A 17,838-nucleotide genomic window follows, 5' to 3' on the forward strand; every position below is an offset into this window, starting at 1 on the left:
CGGCGATGTTCCGGCTGCTGTTCGCGTGATCTGGAGCAGGGGTGCTTGCCGTTTCGATCATGATCGGGTTGCCTCCTGGGCCTGCAGCGCGCCCACGCGGTCGGTCAGGACGGTCAGTTCGACGCTTGCCGGCCGTTCAGCAGTGCTTCGGATGGGTACTGCGCTGCCGGTGCGGGCTGATTCGAGGACCGATTCCATGACGTCAAGGGCGTGGTAGGCCAGGGTGCCTCCCGCGCGCGGCTCAGCGCCAGGATCAGTGGTGGCCAGGTCGGCGATGCCGAAGCCGCGTCCGGCGTCCACGTATCCGGCGGCCACCGGTAGGGTCTCCCAGGCGTCTGCGCCCAGAGCGAACAGCTGGACTTCGCCGTCAAAGTGGTTGGGGTCCGGCACAACCAGGGATCCCCGTTCACCGTGGATCTCGATGTTCGGCGACTTGGACTTCACGGCGTCGAAGCTCATAAAAAGGGTTGAGAGCGCACCGGAGGCGTGCACCAGGACGCCGGTGACGTGGGAATCGATGGCAACTGGGACCTTCTCGCCTTGGCGGGGGCCGGAGCCGATGGTGCGTTCGCTGCGGGTGTGGCTTGCGGCTCCAACCACCGAGACGACGGGGCCCAGCAGAGTAACGAGGGCGGTCACGTAGTAAGGGCCCATGTCCAGAAGGGGACCACCACCGGGCTGGTAATAGAAGTCGGGATTCGGGTGCCAGCGCTCATGGCCCGGCGTGACCATGGTGGCGGAGGCGGAGATTGGCGCGCCGATCAGGCCGTCATCGATGGCTTTGCGGGCCGTCTGGATGCCCGTGCCCAGCACGGTGTCGGGGGCGCAGCCGACGGCGACTCCCGCTTTGCGTGCTGCGTCCAGCACCTGGCGTGCCTGGGCAGTCGTGGCAGCAAGGGGTTTCTCGCCGTATACGCTCTTGCCTGCGGCGATGGCCTTCAGTGCCACCTCGGCGTGCGCCGCCGGGATGGTGAGGTTCAGGACGAGTTCGACGTCGTCCGCCGCGAGGAGTTCGTCCACGGAGACGGCGCGGACCCCTTCATAGTCATCGGCCACTGCCTGGGCGCGTGCGGGGTCGAGATCGGCCACGGCCACCAGCTCAATCTGGTTGAGTTTGCGGAAATTGGCGAGGTACTGCGCGATGATGGCTCCGCAGCCAACGATTCCGACTTTCAACGGCTTGCCCACAGCAGGCCCCTTTCGATGATGGTGCGGACATTCGTGTCCTGGAGGATTTCGACCCGGTGGCCGGGGGTGGTGACGAAGATGCGGCCCTTGCCCCATTGGCGGGTCCAGATGGCCGGTGAGGTGACTTCACGGTTCCACGGGTCCCATTCCCGGACCTTCTGCGTGGTGGTGGCGAGGACGTCGATGTAGTCATCCGAGAGCACCCAGTATTGTTCGGTGACAAGGTCGAAGTCGGTGAGGCCTTTGGTGATGGGGTGCTCCGCGGCTGCGGGAAGCATGTTCACGGTGTAGGGCACGTAGTTGTCCGACTGTTCGCCGACGCACTCGTCCGGGTGCTTGCCGGGATGGCACGCGAACTGGCCGCCGATCAGGTGCAGATAGTCCGAATTGTTCCGGTAGGAATCGGCGATGCCGCCGTGCCAGCCGGCCAGGCCGGTGCCGTTTTCCACTGCGTCGCGCAGCCCGGCGAACTCGTCCTTTTCGATGGTGGTCATGGTCATGCACTGCATGATCAGGTCCACCCCAGCCATGTATTCGGCGTCGGCGTAGACCTTGGGGGATTCCTCGACGCGCACGTCGTAGCCGTTGTCCTTGAGGTAGGGGATGAAGAGCTCGGTTGCCTCGTAGGGCTGGTGGCCGTCCCAACCGCCACGGACCACCAAGGCATTCTTGCGTTCTGTCATTTCGGGGTTTCCTTTTGTTGGCTGGCGGCCGGTGAGGACCGGCAAAGTCGGTCAGCGGCTGGTGAAGGCTGCGTCAAACGCGGCTGCAGGCGGGGCGATCCGGGCCAGTTCCCTGACCATGGCCAGCGCCTGCGGGGCTCCAATGAGGCGGTCCATTCCGGCGTCCTCCCATTCGATGCTGGTGGGGCCGTCATAGCCGATGGCGTTGAGGGTCCGGAAAATCCGGTTCCACTGCACGTCCCCGTGCCCTGCGGTGACGAAGTCCCAGCCGCGCCGCGGGTCTGCCCAGGGCAGGTGGGAGCCCAGCCGACCGTTGCGGCCATCGAGCTGGCGGATGGATTCCTTTACGTGGACATGGAGGATGTGCTCCGCGAAGTCCTGCAGGAACATGACGGGATCCAGGTCCTGCCAGATGAAGTGGGACGGGTCGAAGTTCAGGCCGAAGCTCTTGCGGTGCCCGATGGCCTCCAGGGTGCGCTTGGCGGTCCAGTAGTCGTAGGCGATTTCGGACGGGTGGACCTCCAGGGCGAAACGGACACCCACCTCGTCGAAGACGTCCAGGATGGGGTTCCAGCGGTCCGCGAAGTCCTGGTAACCGGCGTCGATCATGGCCTCGGAGGCGGGCGGAAACATGGCAACGGCCTTCCAGATGGAAGAGCCGGTGAACCCGGTCACGGTCTTGACGCCGAGGCGGGCGGCAGCCCGTGCCGTGTCCTTCACCGACTCGGCGGCCCGGCGCCGCACTCCTTCCGCTTCACCGTTGCCCCAGATTTCCGCAGACAGGATGCCCTGATGCCGTTCATCGATGGGGTCATCGCAGACCGCCTGTCCGGTGAGGTGGTTGGCGATGGCGAAGACCTTAAGGTTGTTCTTCTCCAGGATGTCCAGCCTGCCCTGGAGGTAGTTGTCGTCTTCGGCAGCGCGGCGCGGGTCCAGGTGGTCACCCCAGCAGGCGATCTCAAGCCCGTCAAAGCCCCACTCGCCGGCGAGCCGGGCCACCTCTTCAAATGGCAGGTCGGCCCACTGGCCGGTAAAAAGCGTGATGGGTCGTGTCATCGGGGTTCCTTGTCCTGTGATCACTTCAGACCTTCTGCCACTGGCTGGAGTTGGCGGCACTGGCCTCCACGGCCGCGAGGACCCGCTGGACCTGCAAGGCGTCCGCGAAGGACGGTTCCGGCTGGCGGCCCTGGCCGATGGCGGTGACGAGGTCCACCACTTGGTGGGTGAATCCGTGTTCGTAGCCCAAGCCATGGCCGGTGGGCCACCAGTTGCCGACGTACGGGTGCTCGGGCTCGGTGACGAAGATCCGCCGGAATCCGGCGTCCGGAGACTCCGCTGCGTCGTAGTAGGACAGCACGTTCATTTCCTCGAAATCAAAGGCGAGGGAACCCTTGGTGCCGTTCAGTTCCAGTCGCATGGCGTTCTTGCGGCCCAGCGCGTATCGAGTGGCTTCGAAGACGCCTACCGCGCCCGAGGTGGAGGCGCCGCCGTCGAACTTTGCGCTGAAGATAGCGGCGTCATCCACGGTGACCGTCCCGCGGGGCGCGTCACTGCTGAGGTCGCCGTGGCCGCCGAGGCCGATGAGGTCGCCGGCGAGCGGGCGCTCCGTGACAAAGGTTTCGAGCAGTGCCGAGACGCCGGAGATCCTCTGCCCGGTGACCCACTGGGCAGCGTCGATGCTGTGCGCCCCGATGTCGCCGAGGGAGCCGGACCCGGACTTGCTCTTGTCCAGCCGCCAGGTCATGGGGGCATCGGCATCCGAGAGCCAGTCCTGCAGGTACTGCGCCCGGACGTGCCGCAGCTCGCCCAGCCGGCCTTGTTCCACGAACCGTTTGGCCAGGGCCAGGGCCGGCGTGCGGCGGTAGCTGAAGCCGCACATCGAGAGAACGCCTTGCTTGGCAGCGGTCTCAGCTGCCAGGGTCATGCGCTCCGCTTCCTCCACGGAGTTCGCCAGCGGCTTCTCGCACAGCACATGCTTGCCCGCTTCAAGGGCGGCGATCGCAATCTCGGCATGAGTGTCGCCGGGCGTGCAGATGTCGATCAGGTCGATGTCGTCGCGCTCGATCAGGCGGCGCCAGTCGGTTTCAATCGACTCCCAGCCAAGCTTGTCTGCCGCGGCGCGTACGCTGCCGGCGTTCCGGCCTGCGACGGCGGTGAGCTGTGGCTGCAGCGGCAGGTCGAAAAACCGTGGTGCAGTGCGCCAGGCGTGGGAGTGGGCTGCTCCCATGAAGGCGTAGCCCACCATGCCGACACGAAGGGGCCTTGCGGTGGTCATGTGTATGTCCTTTCGTAAAAATCCCGGTGCTATTTGCTGAAGCCGGCGGTGAGGCCGCTGAGCAGCTGGCGGCGGCCCACCACATAGAGCACCAGGATTGGGAGGGTGCTGAGCACCACCGACGCAAGCACGGCCGGGATGTTGACGCTGTATTCGCCCTGGAAGGTCCACAGGGCCAGTGGAAGGACGCGCAGGCCAGGGCTCTGGGTGAGGACCAGCGGAAGGAGGAATCCGTTCCAGACGTGCAGGCCGTTGTAGATGGCGACGGTCACTATGGCTGGGCGGGTCAGGGGCAGGGCCAGCCGCCACATTGTCTGCCATTCGCTGCAGCCGTCCAGCCGCATCGACTCGAACAGTTCGTTCGGAACGTCGCGGATGAAGTTGGACAGGATCAGGACCGTCAACGGGATGGCAAAGGCAATGGAGGGAAGCATGAGCGCGAGCAGGCTGTCGTACAGGTTGAGCCGGATGATCATCAGGTAGATCGGGATGATCGTTGCCTGCAGGGGTATGGCCAGTCCCATCAGGAACAAGCCGTTGACCAGCTTGAGGAACCTGCCCTTGCCCCGAACAATGGCGAACGCGGCCATGAAGGAAACCAGTACCGTCGGGATGACGGCACCGAGCGTGACAATCGTGCTGTTCATGAAGTACTTCGCGAAGTCGGCCTCAAGAACCATCTGGTAGTTCTCCAGGGTCGGCGCAGTAGGAAGCGCCAACGGATTCTGGCCGAAGTAGCCCGCCTGCGTCTTCAGGCTGGTGATGACCACGTAGTAGATCGGGATGATGATGATGGCAAGCCAGATCCAGCCGCCGAGCCCCGCAGGGACGTTGGGCCGCCTCATCCGGGAGCCGAATCCCCGCTTGGGGGCTGCGGATCCGGACCGGGAGCCAACGGGAGTTTCCTCCATACTGTTTTTCAGGACGGTGCTCACCCTACATACCTTCCAATTGGCTGCCCTGCTTGTCCTTGCCTCCAAGGCGCTGGAGGAACAAGGCAAGTGCAAGGCCGATGAGTACGAGAATGACGGCGATGACGCTGGCCGGGCCCATGAGGTTGGCCCGGAAGCCCCTCAGGTACATGTCCAGGGCCAGGATCCGCGTGGAGTTTCCTGGACCCCCGCCGGTGAGGACAAAGATCAGGTCGAAGTACGTCAGCGACCCTACGACCATCAACGTGGACGAGGTGATGATGGTGTATTTCAACTGGGGCAGCGTGATGTGGAAGAACTTCTTGATTGTTCCCGCCCCGTCGATTTCCGCTGCCTCGTACAGTGACTTGGGAATCTGGCGCACGCCGCCTTGGTAAATCAGCGTGTGGAACGGTACGAACTGCCAGGCGATCACAAAGATCACCAGACCCACGGCCAGATGCGGGACTCCCAGCCAGTCCTGGGCCAGGAAAGGGAGTCCCAGGCCCGTGGCCAGGCCGAAGTTCGGATCCAGGAGGGCCTTGAAAGCGATGGCGACTGCTGCCGATGAGAGCAGCAGCGGCAGGAAGTACAGCACTGCCAGGGCGGCCCGGTAGCGCTGGCTCCCTGCCGTGAAGACACCCAGGAGGAGGCTGATGGGCGTCTGGACCAGCCAGGAGACGATCATGATCAGGAATGTCAGTCCCAGGGAGCTGTACAGCACCGGGTCCGCCAGCACCGAGAACCAGTTGCCCAGTCCCGCTGACCCGATGGCACCGATACCGTCCCAGCTGCTGAAGCTCAGGATGAGGACACCGGCCAGCGGCACGACTGCGAACATCAGGAAGAAGAACAAAGCAGGCACGCTCAGCCACGCGAGTGCAGCACTGCGCTGCCCGCTTTGCTTCCCGTCAGTCCTGCCCGGAACGGCAGTCTTTCGAACGGTGGAGACGGCGTTACTCATTTTCCGAGGGTGGCGTTCATGTTCTGGGCGAACTGCTGGGGCGTGATCGACTTCAGGAACAGCTGGTCGATGTTGTTCAGCAGGGCTTCTGCGGCGGTGGGGCTCAGTGCCTGGTCCCAGGACTGCTGGAAGTTCGGGGCGTTCTTGGCCAGATCGTAGACGAAATTCAGGAAGTCCTTGTCCGGTGACGTGTTGAGCTTGGCTTCGATGCCGTTAACAATGGGGACGGATCCGGAATTGATGTAGGTATCGATGACCGTCTCGGTCAGGATGCCGTCTTTGAAGAACTTCTTGGCCGACTCCTTTTCCTTATCGGTGGCCTTGGAGGAGATCGACATGTACTGGGCAGGGTTTCCCACGCCATTTTTGGGGTCGCCCTTCCCGCCGGCAACGGTCGGGAACTGGACGAAGCCCAGCTTCCCGTCCTGGACGAAGTTCTGCCCGCCCTTCTTCATGGCGCCATAGGTCCAGGAACCGTGCAGCATCATGGCTGCCTTGCCCGTGAACAGAAGCGCCTGGTCCGCGTTGGAGTCTGCAGCGATGGAGGAGAAACCCTTGATGAAGCCGTCCGCGGAGACGAGCTCCTGGATCTTGGTGCCGGTCTCGATCACTGCGGGATCCATCCAGGCATTGGGCTTGCCCTCGAAGATGGCAGTGAATACCTGGGCGCCCCCGATGCGGTCGAGCAGGTACTCAAGCCACATCATGGAGGTCCAGCGCGACTGTCCGCCAAGCGAGAATGGAGCCACGCCCATCTCGTTGAAGGTCTTGACCAACGACATGACGTCGTCCCAGGTCTTGGGCGGCTGAACGCCGGCCTTCGCAAACAGTTCCTTGTTGTAGAACAGAACGATCGGGGCGACGTACTGGTTGGGCAGCGCGTAGATCTTCCCGTTGACGGTGGCTGCGCCGAATGAGGCGGGGAAAAACTTGTTCTTCAGGTCCTTGTTCTCGTCAAACCAGCTGGTCAGGTCGTCGACCTGATTGGCCTCGGCGTATGTCTTCAGGGTGCCGCCGCCCCAGCCGTAGATGATGGTGGGGGCCTGGCCGGCACCGATCGCGGTCTTGATCTTGGTCTTGTAGGCGTCGTTCTGGAAGTAGGTCACGGCGATCTTGTCGTTAGGGTTCGCCGAACTGAACGTGTCCACGGCCTTCTGCATAGTGGTCTGGTTCGGCTCACCGGACAGGAACCACATGCTGGCGCCGCCGCCTGCGGCGCTGGAGGTACCCGGTCCCGACGTCCCGCAGGCAGTGGCCGTCATGGCGGCGAAGGGAGTGAGGGCAGCCAGGGCGAGGAAAGAGCGACGGGAGGTCTGAGATTGCTTCATTGCTTCTCCATCTGAAATTGCTTCTTTGCAAATGTGCGGGCTTGAGCTCCGAATCATCTATCTTTCGAAACATTTCGAAAAGGTGATTTGGATCACGGTCTAAACTAAATGCCCGGGCTAGTAGAGGTCAAGAGCAATCGGGGACTTATTTTTCGGCCTACGTTCCGGCGCTTGACCAACGGCGCGCAACTTCTGCAGAATGAAACAACGAAACATTTCGAAAGGCTGCGAACGTATGGCGACAAAAGTGTCAGAACGGGCAAAACCGACGCTTGCAACTGTGGCGCGCCAGGCTGGTGTTTCGGCCCCAACGGTCTCGAAGGTGGTGAACGGCCGTGAGGATGTGGCGCCGGAGACCCGGGCACGGGTCCTGGCTGCTCTGGAGCGGGCGGGATACCAGTCCCCATTGCAGCGCCGTTCCAGCCAGGAGGCCGGGACTGTCGTTGAGGTGGTCATTGACGTACTTGACTCCGCTTACATGATTGAGGTTCTCAACGGGGTACTGCAGTGTGCGGCGGGTGCCGACGTTGAGATTCTTATAAGCGTCACGGGGAAGGCAACTTCGAGCCCGCGCAGTCCGGAGCGCCGCGCCCAGCGCATGCTGGACGAGGGCCGGCTGGGGATGATCGTGGTCACGTCCGCCTTCAGTGAGGCGCAACTGCATGCGTTCAGGCGCCGCAAGATCCCCGTCGTCGTCATCGACCCGCTCAATCCGCCCTCAGCCGATGTGGTCAGCGTAGGAGCGACCAACTGGGCCGGTGGCAAGGCCGCGACCGAACACCTGCTGGAGTTAGGGCATCGGCGCATCGCGTACATTGGCGGGATACCAGGGGCCGAATGCAACCAGGCGCGGCTGCACGGGTATATGGCCGCCCTGATGGCTCAAGGCGTTCCAGTCGAGCCCCACTACATTGTCTCCGGCGGCAGATTCCACAGGGAAAGCGGAATCGCGGGGCTCAAGGCGTTGCTCCAGTTGGACCAGCTCCCCACTGCTATCTTTGCCGGGAGTGACAGCATCGCGTTGGGTGTTCTCAGCGAGGCAGGCCGCCAAGGTATCAGGGTTCCCCAGGACATCAGTCTTATCGGCTTTGACGGGACAGCCCAGGGCCAGGAAGCCGTCCCGTCACTAAGCTCCGTCGCCCAGCCGCTTGAGGAGATGGGACGTGCAGCGCTGCGGTCGCTTCTCCGCCAGGCCCGGGGGGAAGTCCTGGATTCGCATCGGGTCGAACTTGCCACGCATTTGATAGTCCGCAATTCCACAGCCCCTCCCTCGGTGGCCCTGTAAGCGGGGGCCCGTTGGCTGATGGTCCGCTTGTCGGCATGCCGGGAGTGCCAAGGGCGAAAAAAGGTAGGCGCTGCGCCCATCTCCCCGCCGTTGTGGTGCGAATCACATTCGACCATCGAAATTATCGGTGGCCCCTGGGATAGGGAGCGAACAAACATGAAAAGAAATTCGAAGCTGGCCCTTAGCGGAGCAGCAGCAGCGGCGGTACTTACCGCAGTATCACTGGGTGCTGGGCCTGTCCTGGCCCAAAACGGCAAAGCGACAGACAAGTCGGTGACGCTCAATGCTGTGCTCACTGAGTTGAATAATTCCGGCGCATCCGGGACCGCAACAGCGGTGGTGAAGAACCAGAAGATTGAACACATCGAGGTCCACGCCGAGGGACTTACCCCGGATGCACCCCACGCCCAGCACATCCACTACGGCAACGACGCACTGAACGAGTGCCCGACCCTGGCCCTGGACACCAACAGGGACGGGCGACTCAACACTGTTGAAGGAATACCGGCCTACGGTCCCGTGGTCGTCTCCCTGAACACCACCGGGGACACAACGCCGGCCAGCTTCCTGGACGTCGCCCGGTTCCCGGTCTCCCATGACGGCATGTTCAACTACAGCCGGAACAACATCGAATTCACCGACGTAGCCGGGACAGGTTACCCCGGCGCGGGTGGCCTCGGCACGGCAAAGCAGATCGCCGATGCCATCCGGGACGGCGAAGGCGTGCTCGTCATTCACGGACTGGACTACGACGGCAACGGAACCTACAACTTCAGTGACCCTGAAGGCGGCAGTGAACTGACCCCGGACCTGCCCGCCGAGGCCACAGACCCGGCAGTATGCGGGGTCCTCCGCTGATGTGGTGACAACGTCGGCACCGACATCACGTACAGGCCGCGGTGGGTCGAAGTTCTATTCGGGCAACGCTGCCAACTTCGTCCGCCAGCAGTTCGGCGAACCATCCCATTCAGCCCGCGGCGAGGACGACTCCCGTACCCAGTGCGCCAATCGCAGCACAGGGGAAAGCCGTCAGGAAAACGCCAGCGATATCGGCGTCAATTCGTTCCCGTGTGATGCCCTCAGAACCAGAGCGGTAGCGCTGGCTCTGGTTGAGGTAGATGCCTGCGGCAGCCGCAATGGCAACCCCAAACGGTAAAAGGACCGGAAATCCGTGGTGGGGAAGCCAGCGCAGGAAAATGACGCTCACAACGACCAGGGCCATCATCGTTCTTCCCCTGGCGAGAGAGGTCCGTTCCGGTTGAAGCCCCGCGTCGCCGTGACTCGTTGCTGGCCGCCTGCGGGGCTTCATCCGGTCATCGCCAAAGGATGGAGAGCACAACAACGGCGGCAGCCAGCGCCCCTGCCCCCGCGAGCCAGGGAGCAGTGAGCGCCAGCGGCAGCGGCTCCTGTTGACGCATGCTCCGCTCCACCCGGACCCATCGCACTGCGGAGCCGGCGCTCAGCAGCATCCCCAGCAGCAGTAGAACCACGGCAAGGCCCTCACGGACTGGTTCCAGAAACAGATTTGAGGTGAAGGCTTCGATGGCGATACCCCCCGCCAGGAGCGCCAGAGAGGTACGTATCCATGCCAGAAACGTCCGTTCATTGGCCAGTGTGAAGCGAGGATCAGGTTCGACGTTACCGGGCAGCAGGCGCTCGGCTATCTTCCTGCGGGATGGAGGAGCGCTCATTGTCCTGGTTTCTTCCTTGCGCGTTTGACCCGAGGGGCCTTTGCCCAGATGCAATACGGGTTAGGAAATCGACGCAAGGTCGCGGCTCCGGCCTTCCCTGGTCAGGAGTACGGCGACGGCGGCAACCACGAAGGTCACGACCCACGCCCAGCCCAGGAGACCCAGATTGCCGCCGCCAAGGACCACCAGCCCGGCTGCCAGCGCGGGAGTGAAGCCTGCGCCGAAGGTCGAGGCACTCTGGTAGGCAAGCGAAGCGCCTGTATAGCGCACTTCGGTCGGGAAGAGTTCGGCGGTGAAGGCCCCGAAGGGTCCGAAGATCAGCCCTTGCAATGCCTGGCCCAGCACCACCGCGATGGTGAAGTTGAGCGTATTGCCGCTTTCAACCAGCCACAGAATGTTTCAGTAGACAGAACCACCTCAGCCTTTACTTACCAGGCGGCTGGCCACGGTGGCGCCAGGACCCTGCATGGTCGGCACGCTCCAGCAGGCGTGACACCGCGTAACCGCAAACGAGGCCCCAGAACGCCGGGTGGATGTTGAAAAGACTCATGCCGGAGATGGTCACGACGAATGTCACCAGGGACCCCAGGGTGAAGGCTGAGGCGAAGGCTGTGACAAAGGCCTGCTGAAGCGCCCGCAGCATCGCAATGCCGCCCAGTGCGAGGATGAATTCCTTCGGCGTGGCGAGCATGAGCCGGGTCAGGGCTGGAGCCAGGAGGGCGCATGCCACGGCCAGGACACCGAACACCACGGCGGCGGTGTACTGGCGCTGCCTTGTTCCTGTGGACGTCATGAGGGCATTGGTAGGGCCCGTCACGCAAGCCGAAACAGCGCCGCAGCATGCGTTGAGCAGGGAAAACGCGCCCGATGCGATGGCGAAGACGTTGACTGGGGGATTGTGGCCGGCTGCGCGAAGTACTGCGATGCCCTGGCCGTTCTGAACGAACAGCACGGTAATGGCCAGCGGCACAACGAGTTCGAGCTGGGCGGCCCAGGTGAACTCGGGGAGGGTGAAGACCGGGGCGGCCAGAACCTGACCGCCCCCTTGGAGCGAGAATTGACCGCTTGCCGCGACGGCGATGCATCCGACCACAAGGGTGCCGAGCACCGGGGGGACGCGCCGGCCAAGGGCGGGGACTGCGGTGAGGACCAGGAACGCGACCACCATGGGGGCGGCCACCACGGGGTTCGCCTGTGTTGAGATGACGATGTCCGTGCCGAATTTCAGGAAGACGGCGGCCACCATGGCCATGACTATCGGCATCGGGACCACCGCCATGATCCGGCGCACCACTCCGCTGGCACCGAGCGCGAGGATGAGAAGTCCGGATGTGAAGAAGGCACCCACCACTTCCGCAAAGGACAGGTGCTGAAGCGAGGGACCCAGAAGCACCGTCCCGGGAATGGACCAGGCGAACCCCAGAGGCTGTCGATAGAGCAGAGACATGACCAGAGTGGCTGCACCGCCCGAAAAAAGGATGCCAAAAACCCACGACGCGAGTTGGGCTTCCGTAAGTCCTCCCGCCGCACCCACGGCCAGGGTGACGGCGATCGGGCCGGACGCGGAGAAAATGAGCCCGATCACCCCGTTGGAAACATAGGGAAGGCCCAGATCACGGAAGACCTGGCGCACGCCTGCGGGGCGGACACCCGGGCGTTCCAGCAGGGGCTGGGGTACATGTGCCGCAGCAGTTCCCGCATGGGGGACGACGGCGGGTGGGTCCTTGCGTGATGGCAGCATTCGGGCTCCTGGCAACGGTGTTCCACAAAATATAGGCGCCCTGGAGTTTGTACTCCAGAGCGCCTTCGGTGCCGGGCCTGGGCGCCGGCACCGATTCCTACCTGTAATTCCTACTTGTGCTGGCCTTCCTTGGCGAGGACGTAGTCATAGACCACTTCTTCGCCGGCCCCGCCATCCGTGCGGGGCTTGGGGTCGAGCATCAGTTCAGGCTTGACGGCCGAGGCGATGTCGTCCGCGTTGTGCGGGTCGCCCGGGAAATACAGCTGCTGGGTTACGGGCTGGAATCCCGGCGCGGAGACCTTGATGTGGATGTGGGCCGGGCGCCAGGCGTGCCAGCCTGCCGCGTTGATCAGCTGCCCGCAGGCCCCGTCCGTGGGGATCTGGTACGGCGCAGGGCGCATCGTGTTGATGACGAAGCGGCCGTCGTCGTCCGCCTTGACCGTGGCCCGGAAAAGCCAGTCCGGGAGGCCCGGCGCGTACTGGGAGTAGAACCCGGCACTGTCGGCGTGCCAGATCTCCACCTGGGCGTTCTGGATGGGGTTGCCGTCCGTATCGGTGAAGCGGCCGCTGAAGTGCAGCGGGGTGCCCTCCTCGTCCTCACGCATTTCGACGGTGCCCGGGGTCTGCAGCACGGGGGAGCCCGGTACGTAGTAAGGTCCTTCGATGGTGCCCACTGTGCCGGGGCGGTCCTGGGAGTTGACGTCCTCCACAGTGTGTTCCAGCCACACGTCGAGGAACAGCGGCCATTCCCCATCAGTTCCTACCTTGATGAGCCACGCTTTAAGTGCGTTGTATTCCTCGTAGGTGACCTGGTGTTCGACGACGATGTCGTTGGCGGCTTTGATGAGTGCTCCCGCCAGCAGGCTTACCCTTTCCCTCGGCACGTCCAGGCGGGCGAGCTTGCCTGAGGCGGTGAAGCGTTCAGTGGCTTTGGAGCCGGCTTCGACTGCAGTGCCCTCGTCCTCTTTGCGGGTGTCTGCTTGGGTCTCGGTCATGGTGATGTCCATACTCCTCTTTGAATATTGGGGTGATGTCTGTTCATCGTAGGTCTCAAATAAGGACGCTACAAATATCGATTTAGAGGGTTTTCTGTCAAAAAGCGGACATAAAGACCCCCTTGGTCGAACCTAGGTATTTGCCTGATGTGAGAGCTGTCACGGTAGGCAAGACTTGGCTGACAAACGTCCTGGGCGTACGGCGCGCTTGCCCGGACCACCAGCCATCCGTCCAGCACTCTCCAATGAAGGAGCAGCCATGACCGAGAACATGACCCACGTCCGCGAGGTCCTTGCCGACGCCGTGATCGACGACCGTGAAAACGGCGTCATCCGGGCCAAGCGCGAGATTTTCACTGATGAAGAGATCTTCGAACTGGAGATGAAGCACATCTTCGAGGGCAACTGGGTTTACCTCGCCCACGAATCCCAGATCCCCAATGTGGGGGACTACTTCACCACCAACATCGGCCGCACCCCTGTGATGATCACCCGTGACAAGGACGAAAAACTCAACTGCATCGTCAACGCCTGCTCCCACCGCGGCGCGATGCTGTGCCGCCGGAAGACAGACAACCGCACCACATTCACGTGCCCCTTTCACGGCTGGACGTTCAAGAACTCCGGTGAACTGCTGAAGGTCAAAGACTCCCGCAATGCCGGCTACCCGGAATCCTTCAACAAAGCGGGCTCCCACGACCTCACCAAGGTTGCCCGTTTCGAGTCCTACCGGGGCTTCCTCTTTGGCTCGCTGAAAGCTGACGTCCTCCCGCTCGAAGAGCACCTGGGGGATGCCACCAAGGTGATCGACTCAATCGTGGACCAGTCCCCGGAGGGCCTGGAGGTGCTGCGCGGGTCATCCACCTACACGTACGACGGCAACTGGAAAGTACAGGCCGAGAACGGCGCCGATGGCTACCATGTCACCGCAGTGCACTGGAACTACGCAGCCACCACGGCCCGCCGCACCGCCGGGGACTCCGCAAACAAGACCAAAGCCATGGACGCCGGGAAGTGGGGCAAGGTCAAGGGCGGCTTCTATTCCTACGACCACGGTCACCTGCTGCTGTGGCAGGAATGGACAAACCCGGAGGACCGTCCGCTCTGGGACCGCCGTGAGGAGCTCGTCGCCAAGTACGGCGAGGAGATGGCCAACTTCATGATCAACATTTCGCGGAACCTCTGCCTTTACCCGAACGTCTACATCATGGACCAGTTCTCCTCGCAGATCCGCCACTTCCGTCCCATCTCCGCGGACCAGACCGAGGTGACCATCTACTGCATCGCCCCCAAGGGCGAATCACAGGAGAACCGGTCCAAGCGCATCCGCCAGTACGAGGACTTCTTCAACGCCACCGGCATGGCCACTCCCGATGACCTCGAAGAGTTCCGGTCCTGCAACAAAACCTACTGGGCCACCTCGGCGCCCTGGAACGACATGACCCGCGGATCCACCCACGAGATCGCGGGCCCTGACGAGCAGGCCCAGGCACTGGGGATGACCAGGGTCATCGCTTCCGGGGTACGCACCGAGGACGAGGGGCTCTACCCGATCCAGCACGGGTACTGGAAGGAAGTGATGGACCGGGCCCTCGCGGAACAAGAGCTTTCCGCCCTGGACACCGTTCCCGTCACCGCCTGACCCGGACCACGTGGAACCAGAGAGAGCGCAGAACCCATGACCAACCTGACAAAGCCCGCTGCGGCGCTCAAGAGCGCCGAGGAGATCGCCACCCTCGAAACCGTCCGCGCCTTCCTCTACAAGGAGGCCCGCCTCCTGGATGACCGCCAGTTCGATGAGTGGCTCCAGTGCTACCACCCGGACTCGGAGTTCTGGATGCCTGCATGGGACGTGGACGACCGGCTGACCGAGGACCCGCAGAACGAGATTTCGCTCATTTACTATGACAACCGAGGCGGCATTGAGGACCGCGTCTTCCGGATCAAGACGGACCGGTCCTCGGCCACCTCCCTGCCGGAGCCCCGCACCGGGCACAACATCACCGACGTCGAAATCATGGAGCACGACGGCGACCAGGTGAAGGTCCGCTTCAACTGGTTCACCCTGTACTTCCGTTACAACACCACGGACACGTACTTCGGCACCAGCTATTACACGGTCGACCTCGCCGGCGCCGAGCCGGTCATCATGAAAAAGAAGGTTGTCCTCAAGAACGACTACATCCACCACGTAGTGGACGTCTACATGATCTGACGGCCCCGCGCCGGTGCCGCATTTGCCCGGCACCGGCCTTGGCCGTTTCCAAACCCGTGCCCGTAGGGCACATCCGCACTACCCCGGGTCGCGTCGACGCGCCCCCAGCCAGGAGGAAACCATGGGCCACAAAGTAGCCCTCAGCTTCGAGGATGGCGTCACCAAGGTCATCAAGGTCGGCGATTACGAGACCGTGATGGACGCCGCGTACAAGGCACGCATCAACATTCCATCGGACTGCCGGGACGGGGCGTGCGGCACCTGCAAGGCCTTCTGCGATTCCGGCTCCTTCGATCCGGGCGACTACATCGACGACGCAATGACCGAGGACGAGCTCGAAAAGGGCTACATGCTTACCTGCCAGGCGGTCCCCGAATCGGATCTCGCCATCCAAATCCCCGCCACGTCCGAATCGGCCAAAACGGGAGCCACCACCTTCACCTCAACCATGAAGGAACTGAACAAGCACTCGGAAACCACAGTTTCCTTCACCTTGGAGGCGGAAAACCGGGACGCCCTGGCCTTCCTCCCGGGCCAGTATGTCAACATCAAAGTCCCCGGAACGGACGCGGAGCGCTCCTATTCGTTCAGCAGCGGCCCAGAGGTGCAGGATGCGTCGTTCATGGTGCGGGTGACGCCGCAGGGCGCGATGTCCGAATACCTGCGGGACAGGGCAGCGGTGGGCGACACTATCGAGTTCACGGGTCCCTACGGCTCGTTCTTCCTGCGTGAGCCCAAGCGGCCCCTGCTTCTCCTGGCAGGCGGCACCGGCCTGGCCCCCCTCCTGTCCATCCTCGAGAAGCTTTCCGAGAACCCGCCGTCGGTACCGGTCCACCTCATTTATGGCCTGACGCGCGAGGCTGACATCGTCGGCCTCGAGTGGCTGCGGGACTATGAAGCCAAGCTGCCCGGATTCACGTGGGACTACATCGCCTCCGAGCCGGGCACATCTGCTCCCCACACGGGTTATGTCACCCAGATCATCGAGCCGAAGCACCTGTTCGACGGCGACGTCGACATCTACTTGTGCGGTCCGCCTCCCATGGTCAACGCGGTGTCGAAGTGGCTGGATTCCGAGGGTATCAAGCCCGCCAACTTCTACTTCGAGCGCTTTGCCCCGAAGGAAACCACCGGCGGTGACGCGGAAACGGGTGCGCCGGTTCCCGCAGAGAAGATTGCCTCAGAAGGCGACACGATGAGCCGCAGCGAGGCAGTTTCGTCTCTGGAAACCGGCCGGCTCGATTTCCGGAAGGAGGACAGCTTCGCCCAGCTCGACGCGCGCATGGGCCTGGAGCTTGCCGTGAGCGAGCTGATGCTGGGCCGACTGAGCGATGAGCAACTGCGGCAGTTCCGCCGGCTTGCCGAAGCCACCACGCGCTCAGTAGCGGCCGGCACCGTCCAGGAACCGGATGAGTTCGCACGGACCAATGAAGAGTTCCACGAATACCTCTTCATGGTCTGCGACAACCCCATGCTGCTCGAGTCCTACCGCCGGCTCGACGTCCACGCCCAGATGGCCGCGGCCTTCGAAGCGGGAACCCCTATCTTCGAGCGGGTCACGCAGGACCACCTCGATATCGTTGACGCTTTTGAGCGCCATGACAAAGCGCGGGTCCGGGAGGTCATCATGGTCCACGCACATGATGCAAAGGAAACCATGGCCGGCGCCATCGATGCCAAGGCCGGCCGCTGATGGCGCAGCCATACGCCGGACAGTTCGTTAGTCCCGGCCGGTACGCCGGCAAGGTAGTTGTTGTAACAGGCTCCGCCCAAGGCATCGGCCAGAAGGTGGCCGAGCGCATCGGGGCCGAGGGCGGGGACGTCGTCCTCGTTGACCGGGCCGAATTGGTCCATGAGGTGGCCCAGGCGATCCAGTCGGCCGCCCAGGCTTCCGGTTCGGGAGGCTCCGCCATCTCCGTGACCGCGGACCTGGAGACCTTCGCAGGAGCACAACAGGCCGTGGACGCGGCACTGACCGCCCACGGCCGCGTGGACGTGCTCGTCAATAACGTCGGCGGCACCATCTGGGCCCGCCCCTACGAAGAGTACGACGAGGAAAAGATCGAGAAAGAAATCCGCCGCTCGCTCTTTCCCACCCTATGGAGCTGCCGGGCCGTTCTCCCGGCCATGCTGCAGCAGGGCTCGGGCACGATCGTCAACGTCTCCTCTGTGGCCACCCGCGGGATGAACCGCGTGCCATATGCGGCGGCGAAGGGTGGAGTCAACGCCCTGACCCAGTCACTGGCGATGGAGGTAGGCGGACGCGGCATCCGCGTGGTGGCAACAGCCCCCGGCGGCACCGAGGCCCCGGCCCGCAAGGTCAAGCGCGGGCCGGAGGCCGAATCCGCCACGGAGAAGGCCTGGTACCAGACGATCGTCGACCAGACTGTGGACTCGTCGTTTTTCAAGCGCTACGGGACTTTGGATGAACAGGCCGCCCCCATCGTCTTCCTCGGCTCGGATGAGGCGTCATACCTGACAGGCTCCATCCTCCCGGTCGCCGGCGGGGACCTGGGCTAAGGCGCTGTGAACGATGCCCGCCGTCAGGTCCGGCCGGCTGGC

At 63.3% G+C, this 17,838-nt stretch carries 18 protein-coding genes; 6 read left to right on the plus strand and 12 right to left on the minus strand.

What is annotated here, in order from left to right; translation table 11 throughout:
• Positions 1 to 57: 57 nt before the first annotated feature.
• From ABIA70_RS05620 to ABIA70_RS05650, 7 genes are read right to left on the minus strand one after another with little or no spacing between them, the layout of a single operon-like run.
• Positions 58 to 1,188: a Gfo/Idh/MocA family protein gene (locus tag ABIA70_RS05620; protein ID WP_354146614.1), complete on the minus strand. Its 1,131-nt coding sequence runs from the start codon at positions 1,186 to 1,188 to the stop codon at positions 58 to 60.
• Complete coding sequence (locus ABIA70_RS05625; protein WP_354146615.1) at positions 1,173 to 1,871, minus strand: ThuA domain-containing protein; 699 nt, start codon at positions 1,869 to 1,871, stop codon at positions 1,173 to 1,175. The genes ABIA70_RS05620 and ABIA70_RS05625 overlap by 16 nt, the downstream gene beginning before the upstream one ends.
• Positions 1,872 to 1,922: 51 nt before the next feature.
• Positions 1,923 to 2,927: a sugar phosphate isomerase/epimerase family protein gene (locus ABIA70_RS05630; RefSeq protein ID WP_354146616.1), complete on the minus strand. Its 1,005-nt coding sequence runs from the start codon at positions 2,925 to 2,927 to the stop codon at positions 1,923 to 1,925.
• Between the two features lie 25 nt (positions 2,928 to 2,952).
• Entirely contained in the window at positions 2,953 to 4,146 is a 1,194-nt protein-coding gene (locus ABIA70_RS05635; protein WP_354146617.1) for a Gfo/Idh/MocA family protein, read from the minus strand.
• 29 nt (positions 4,147 to 4,175) lie between these two features.
• Entirely contained in the window at positions 4,176 to 5,081 is a 906-nt protein-coding gene (locus tag ABIA70_RS05640) for a carbohydrate ABC transporter permease (RefSeq protein WP_354146618.1), read from the minus strand.
• 1 nt (position 5,082) lies between these two features.
• Complete coding sequence (locus ABIA70_RS05645) at positions 5,083 to 6,021, minus strand: carbohydrate ABC transporter permease (RefSeq protein ID WP_354146619.1); 939 nt, start codon at positions 6,019 to 6,021, stop codon at positions 5,083 to 5,085.
• A complete protein-coding gene (locus ABIA70_RS05650) occupies positions 6,018 to 7,349 on the minus strand; it encodes an extracellular solute-binding protein (RefSeq protein WP_354146620.1) in 1,332 nt (443 codons plus the stop codon). The genes ABIA70_RS05645 and ABIA70_RS05650 overlap by 4 nt, the downstream gene beginning before the upstream one ends.
• Positions 7,350 to 7,584: 235 nt before the next feature.
• Here ABIA70_RS05650 and ABIA70_RS05655 point away from each other — a divergent pair, with 235 nt between their 5' ends.
• Positions 7,585 to 8,634: a LacI family DNA-binding transcriptional regulator gene (locus ABIA70_RS05655; protein ID WP_354146621.1), complete on the plus strand. Its 1,050-nt coding sequence runs from the start codon at positions 7,585 to 7,587 to the stop codon at positions 8,632 to 8,634.
• A 156-nt stretch (positions 8,635 to 8,790) separates the two neighbouring features.
• Positions 8,791 to 9,492: a hypothetical protein gene (locus ABIA70_RS05660; protein WP_354146622.1), complete on the plus strand. Its 702-nt coding sequence runs from the start codon at positions 8,791 to 8,793 to the stop codon at positions 9,490 to 9,492.
• Between the two features lie 109 nt (positions 9,493 to 9,601).
• Here ABIA70_RS05660 and ABIA70_RS05665 read toward each other — a convergent pair whose 3' ends face one another.
• The 5 genes from ABIA70_RS05665 to catA form a co-directional block, all read right to left on the minus strand.
• Positions 9,602 to 9,943 carry a DUF202 domain-containing protein gene (locus tag ABIA70_RS05665; protein WP_354146623.1) on the minus strand — a complete coding sequence of 114 codons (342 nt, stop codon included), beginning with the start codon at positions 9,941 to 9,943 and terminating at the stop codon, positions 9,602 to 9,604.
• A 4-nt stretch (positions 9,944 to 9,947) separates the two neighbouring features.
• A complete protein-coding gene (locus ABIA70_RS05670; protein ID WP_354146624.1) occupies positions 9,948 to 10,325 on the minus strand; it encodes a YidH family protein in 378 nt (125 codons plus the stop codon).
• 60 nt (positions 10,326 to 10,385) lie between these two features.
• Positions 10,386 to 10,670: a hypothetical protein gene (locus ABIA70_RS05675; RefSeq protein WP_354146625.1), complete on the minus strand. Its 285-nt coding sequence runs from the start codon at positions 10,668 to 10,670 to the stop codon at positions 10,386 to 10,388.
• 79 nt (positions 10,671 to 10,749) lie between these two features.
• The gene (locus tag ABIA70_RS05680) at positions 10,750 to 12,066 is read right to left on the minus strand and encodes a benzoate/H(+) symporter BenE family transporter (RefSeq protein WP_354146626.1); all 1,317 of its coding nucleotides are present in this window, start codon (positions 12,064 to 12,066) and stop codon (positions 10,750 to 10,752) included.
• Positions 12,067 to 12,176: 110 nt separating this feature from the next.
• Positions 12,177 to 13,073 carry a catechol 1,2-dioxygenase gene (gene catA / locus ABIA70_RS05685; protein WP_354146627.1) on the minus strand — a complete coding sequence of 299 codons (897 nt, stop codon included), beginning with the start codon at positions 13,071 to 13,073 and terminating at the stop codon, positions 12,177 to 12,179.
• A 247-nt stretch (positions 13,074 to 13,320) separates the two neighbouring features.
• Here catA and benA point away from each other — a divergent pair, with 247 nt between their 5' ends.
• The 4 genes from benA to ABIA70_RS05705 all read left to right on the plus strand — a co-directional run bounded on the left by benA (position 13,321) and on the right by ABIA70_RS05705 (position 17,796).
• A complete protein-coding gene (gene benA / locus ABIA70_RS05690; protein ID WP_354146628.1) occupies positions 13,321 to 14,703 on the plus strand; it encodes a benzoate 1,2-dioxygenase large subunit in 1,383 nt (460 codons plus the stop codon).
• Positions 14,704 to 14,739: 36 nt separating this feature from the next.
• Entirely contained in the window at positions 14,740 to 15,276 is a 537-nt protein-coding gene (benB, locus tag ABIA70_RS05695) for a benzoate 1,2-dioxygenase small subunit (RefSeq protein ID WP_354146629.1), read from the plus strand.
• A 121-nt stretch (positions 15,277 to 15,397) separates the two neighbouring features.
• Positions 15,398 to 16,969 carry a benzoate 1,2-dioxygenase electron transfer component BenC gene (gene benC, locus ABIA70_RS05700; protein WP_354146630.1) on the plus strand — a complete coding sequence of 524 codons (1,572 nt, stop codon included), beginning with the start codon at positions 15,398 to 15,400 and terminating at the stop codon, positions 16,967 to 16,969.
• Positions 16,969 to 17,796: a 1,6-dihydroxycyclohexa-2,4-diene-1-carboxylate dehydrogenase gene (locus ABIA70_RS05705; protein ID WP_354146631.1), complete on the plus strand. Its 828-nt coding sequence runs from the start codon at positions 16,969 to 16,971 to the stop codon at positions 17,794 to 17,796. Before benC ends, ABIA70_RS05705 begins: the two co-directional genes overlap by 1 nt.
• Positions 17,797 to 17,838: the final 42 nt, after the last annotated feature.

Source organism: Arthrobacter sp. 754, assembly GCF_040548695.1.
In the GTDB taxonomy this organism is placed as follows: Bacteria; Actinomycetota; Actinomycetes; order Actinomycetales; family Micrococcaceae; genus Arthrobacter.

What these genes read in the sequence shown, in the direction of transcription:
- ABIA70_RS05625 (WP_354146615.1), bottom strand. Translation starts at nt 1,871, where the DNA reads ATGACAGAACGCAAGAATGCCTTGGTGGTCCGTGGCGGTTGGGACGGC.
- ABIA70_RS05630 (WP_354146616.1), bottom strand. Translation starts at nt 2,927, where the DNA reads ATGACACGACCCATCACGCTTTTTACCGGCCAGTGGGCCGACCTGCCA.
- ABIA70_RS05635 (WP_354146617.1), bottom strand. Translation starts at nt 4,146, where the DNA reads ATGACCACCGCAAGGCCCCTTCGTGTCGGCATGGTGGGCTACGCCTTC.
- ABIA70_RS05645 (WP_354146619.1), bottom strand. Translation starts at nt 6,021, where the DNA reads ATGAGTAACGCCGTCTCCACCGTTCGAAAGACTGCCGTTCCGGGCAGG.
- ABIA70_RS05650 (WP_354146620.1), bottom strand. Translation starts at nt 7,349, where the DNA reads ATGAAGCAATCTCAGACCTCCCGTCGCTCTTTCCTCGCCCTGGCTGCC.
- ABIA70_RS05655 (WP_354146621.1), top strand. Translation starts at nt 7,585, where the DNA reads ATGGCGACAAAAGTGTCAGAACGGGCAAAACCGACGCTTGCAACTGTG.
- ABIA70_RS05660 (WP_354146622.1), top strand. Translation starts at nt 8,791, where the DNA reads ATGAAAAGAAATTCGAAGCTGGCCCTTAGCGGAGCAGCAGCAGCGGCG.
- ABIA70_RS05665 (WP_354146623.1), bottom strand. Translation starts at nt 9,943, where the DNA reads ATGAAGCCCCGCAGGCGGCCAGCAACGAGTCACGGCGACGCGGGGCTT.
- ABIA70_RS05670 (WP_354146624.1), bottom strand. Translation starts at nt 10,325, where the DNA reads ATGAGCGCTCCTCCATCCCGCAGGAAGATAGCCGAGCGCCTGCTGCCC.
- ABIA70_RS05680 (WP_354146626.1), bottom strand. Translation starts at nt 12,066, where the DNA reads ATGCTGCCATCACGCAAGGACCCACCCGCCGTCGTCCCCCATGCGGGA.
- catA (WP_354146627.1), bottom strand. Translation starts at nt 13,073, where the DNA reads ATGGACATCACCATGACCGAGACCCAAGCAGACACCCGCAAAGAGGAC.
- benA (WP_354146628.1), top strand. Translation starts at nt 13,321, where the DNA reads ATGACCGAGAACATGACCCACGTCCGCGAGGTCCTTGCCGACGCCGTG.
- benB (WP_354146629.1), top strand. Translation starts at nt 14,740, where the DNA reads ATGACCAACCTGACAAAGCCCGCTGCGGCGCTCAAGAGCGCCGAGGAG.
- benC (WP_354146630.1), top strand. Translation starts at nt 15,398, where the DNA reads ATGGGCCACAAAGTAGCCCTCAGCTTCGAGGATGGCGTCACCAAGGTC.
- ABIA70_RS05705 (WP_354146631.1), top strand. Translation starts at nt 16,969, where the DNA reads ATGGCGCAGCCATACGCCGGACAGTTCGTTAGTCCCGGCCGGTACGCC.